At 65.2% G+C, this 3024-nt stretch carries 5 protein-coding genes; 2 read left to right on the forward strand and 3 right to left on the reverse strand.

The genetic code is table 11. The annotated features are described in order from the left end of the window. Nucleotides 1-6 precede the first annotated feature (6 nt). On the forward strand, nucleotides 7-606 hold the full coding sequence (locus ACR2JI_RS01235; RefSeq protein WP_526387186.1) for an Rv0361 family membrane protein: 600 nt from the start codon (nucleotides 7-9) through the stop codon (nucleotides 604-606). On the opposite strand, the gene fbaA is transcribed toward ACR2JI_RS01235, so the two are convergent. Beyond that, complete coding sequence (gene fbaA, locus ACR2JI_RS01240; protein ID WP_526387178.1) at nucleotides 607-1644, reverse strand: class II fructose-bisphosphate aldolase; 1038 nt, start codon at nucleotides 1642-1644, stop codon at nucleotides 607-609. It lies immediately after the preceding gene. Nucleotides 1645-1742: 98 nt separating this feature from the next. Between fbaA and ACR2JI_RS01245 the strand changes: the two genes are divergently transcribed. Beyond that, nucleotides 1743-2390 carry a VTT domain-containing protein gene (locus ACR2JI_RS01245; protein ID WP_526387180.1) on the forward strand — a complete coding sequence of 216 codons (648 nt, stop codon included), beginning with the start codon at nucleotides 1743-1745 and terminating at the stop codon, nucleotides 2388-2390. 3 nt (nucleotides 2391-2393) lie between these two features. Here ACR2JI_RS01245 and ACR2JI_RS01250 read toward each other — a convergent pair whose 3' ends face one another. Continuing rightward, on the reverse strand, nucleotides 2394-2705 hold the full coding sequence (locus ACR2JI_RS01250) for a hypothetical protein (protein WP_526387182.1): 312 nt from the start codon (nucleotides 2703-2705) through the stop codon (nucleotides 2394-2396). A gap of 35 nt (nucleotides 2706-2740) precedes the next feature. Next, nucleotides 2741-3024, reverse strand: a 284-nt coding sequence (locus ACR2JI_RS01255; RefSeq protein ID WP_526387184.1) for an LpqN/LpqT family lipoprotein, incomplete at its 5' end; no start/stop codon positions are given.

Consider the following 3024-nt stretch of genomic DNA (forward strand, 5'->3'; position numbering starts at 1 on the left):
GAGGCGCTGACAGGCGAACGCCGTTATACCGCTCCGGGATTCGACGCGGGCTTCACCCAGATCATCGACCGGGTTCCCGATGCCCCGACGGAGTTCTTCGGGGCGCAAACCGGGGCCAATCCGAGGACGGCCGGACCCCGTTCCATCCCGCCGCGCCCGCATCTGAGCCGCCGGCCCAGATGGCTGATGCCGGCCCTGATGGTCATCCTGGGTGTGATCGCCGCGGCGGCGATGGGCGTCTTCGTGATGAAACACAGCGAGGCTGCTGCCCGGGAGGCCAGGGAGCAGGCGGTGCGCACCAGCATCGAGACCTTCGACGCTGCGATCCGAAAGGGTGATCTTTCGACGCTGCGCTCCATCACCTGCGGTCAGAGCCGGGACGCCTACGTCAACTACGACCAGGACGCATGGGCCGACACCTATGCCCGGGTGTCTGCGGCCAAGCAGTATCCGGTGATCGCCAGCATCGACGAGGTCGTGGTCAACGGCGACCATGCCGAGGCCAACGTCACCTCGTATCTGGCCTCTGATCCGGCGACCACCTCGACCCGCAGTTTCGACCTGCAGTTCCAAGACGACCAGTGGAAGATCTGTCAGTCGTCCTGACTAGCCCGCGGAGACACTCCGGCCGGCGCTGCGCAGGTCGTTGCATGCTTCCACGACGCGCTCGGACATACCCGCCTCGGCCTTCTTCAGGTAGCTGCGCGGGTCGTAGACCTTCTTGTTGCCGACCTCGCCATCGACCTTGAGCACACCGTCGTAGTTGCTGAACATATGGCCGGCCAGCGGACGGGTGAAGGCGTACTGGGTGTCGGTGTCGACGTTCATCTTCACCACGCCGTAGCGAAGTGAGTCCTCGATCTCGGATTTCAGCGAGCCCGATCCGCCGTGGAAGACGAAGTCGAACGGCTTGGAGCCTTCTGCCAGACCAAGTTTCGCCGCCGCTACCCGCTGGCCCTCGGCCAGCACCTCCGGCTTGAGCACCACATTGCCGGGCTTATAGACGCCGTGCACGTTGCCGAACGTCGCGGCGAGCAGATAGCGGCCGTTCTCGCCCGCCCCCAGCGCCGCGACGGTCTTCTCGAAGTCCTCGGAACTGGTGTAAAGCTTCTCGTTGATCTCCGCCTCGACGCCGTCCTCCTCGCCACCCACGACGCCGATCTCAACCTCGAGGATGATCTTGGCGGCCACGGCGTGGGCGAGCAGTTCCTGGGCGATCGACAGGTTCTCGCCCATCGGAACCGCCGAGCCGTCCCACATGTGCGACTGGAATAACGGATTGCGCCCCGCCTTGACCCGTTCGGCGGAGATCGCCAGCAGCGGCCGCACATAGGTGTCGAGCTTGTCCTTGGGGCAGTGGTCGGTGTGCAACGCCACGGTGATCGGGTACTTGGCAGCGACCACGTGGGCGAACTCGGCCAGCGCCACCGCGCCGGTGACCATGTCCTTCACACCCAGACCGGAAGCGAACTCGGCGCCGCCGGTGGAGAACTGGATGATGCCGTCGCTGCCGGCGTCGGCGAATCCCTTGATAGCGGCATTGAGGCTCTCCGAGCCGACGCAGTTGATCGCCGGGAACGCGAACGCGTGCTCCTTCGCACGATCCAGCATCTCCGCGTAGACCTCGGGTGTTGCGATGGGCATGTCAGGTCCTTCCGATGATCGGGTGCGTCTCCGCAGGTGAGTATGTCAAACCTCGACGCGTTCGGGGCAGACACGGTCGCCGGGTATCTTGGGGCCTCATGACCACGACCCTGCTGGCCCTGCCCGGCATCATGGATCCGATGTACTGGCTGGGCGAAGGCGGCCCGTTCGCGTCAGCGGTCCTGCCCGGCATCCTGGTCATCGTCTTCATCGAGACCGGCTTGCTGTTCCCCCTGCTGCCCGGGGACTCGCTGCTGTTCACCGGCGGTCTGCTGGCCGCCGCCCCGAATCCGCCGGTCAACATCTGGGTGCTGGTCGTATGCGTCGCCGTGGTGGCCGTGCTGGGAGATCAGTGCGCGTATTTCATCGGCCGTCGGATCGGCCCGGCACTGTTCGACAAGGAGGACTCCCGCTTCTTCAAGAAACGCTATGTGACCGAGTCACACGCGTTCTTCGAGAAGCACGGTCCCAAGACGATCATCTTGGCCCGGTTCGTGCCGATCGTGCGAACCTTCACCCCGGTGCTGGCGGGTGTCTCGTATATGCGCTATCCGTTGTTCCTGGGCTACGACATCGTCGGCGGCGTGCTCTGGGGCGGTGGCGTCACGCTGCTCGGCTACTTCCTGGGCAACGTGCCGTTCGTCAAAGGAAATCTGGAACTGATGATCCTGCTGATCGTGTTCCTGTCGGTGCTGCCCGGCCTGATCACCGTCGGCCGCAATCTGCTCAAGCGACGGGCAGGTTAGCCGTCACGGCCAGGACTGGAGTCCCCCGACACCGGTGTTCTTCGGCAGGTTCGCCCCGGGAATCTGGGAGTTCTGCAGCGCGCCGAGGCACAGGCCCAGACGACCAGGCAGACAGGTCCCCCCGGTGCCGGAGACGCCACTGCCGGCCGACGACCCCGTCCAGCACAGGCCGGTGACGGGGTCAGTCATCCCGTTGCAGACCGCCTGAGCCGGCGACGCGGTGACGATCTGGGCGGCCATCAGGATGCCGCCGAGCGTCGTCGCCAGCATGAGGCCGGAGGCCTTGATACCGCCCAGTGCCTTGATAACAGTCATGTCGTTCTCCGCAAGTCTCGTGTGGGTCCGGGCGATCAGGACGGGAGGGTGATCTTGGTCTGCTCGTTGATGAGCTTGACGGCGTCGACAACCGGCTGGCCCTGCCCCTCGGGAGCCTCACCGTTGAGTTGCAGCACGAACAGCGCATCCTTGCCGGGGATCACGATGGTCTGCTGGCCGACGAGCCGGCGCTGGCCTTCCCACATGTAGCTGCCGACGTAGTCGATCGCGTCGAAACCGCTCACCTGGTCGCTGTGCGGAGCCTCACGAGGGGTGAATTCGGGAAGCTCGTTGAGCTGGCCGGGAGCCAGTTCGAGGA

This window comes from Mycobacterium sp., from assembly GCF_051006775.1.
Classification (GTDB): domain Bacteria; phylum Actinomycetota; class Actinomycetes; order Mycobacteriales; family Mycobacteriaceae; genus Mycobacterium.

Excerpts from the sequence above, each read along its gene's own strand:
- fbaA (WP_526387178.1), bottom strand. The coding sequence starts at position 1,644 with ATGCCCATCGCAACACCCGAGGTCTACGCGGAGATGCTGGATCGTGCG.
- ACR2JI_RS01245 (WP_526387180.1), top strand. The coding sequence starts at position 1,743 with ATGACCACGACCCTGCTGGCCCTGCCCGGCATCATGGATCCGATGTAC.
- ACR2JI_RS01250 (WP_526387182.1), bottom strand. The coding sequence starts at position 2,705 with ATGACTGTTATCAAGGCACTGGGCGGTATCAAGGCCTCCGGCCTCATG.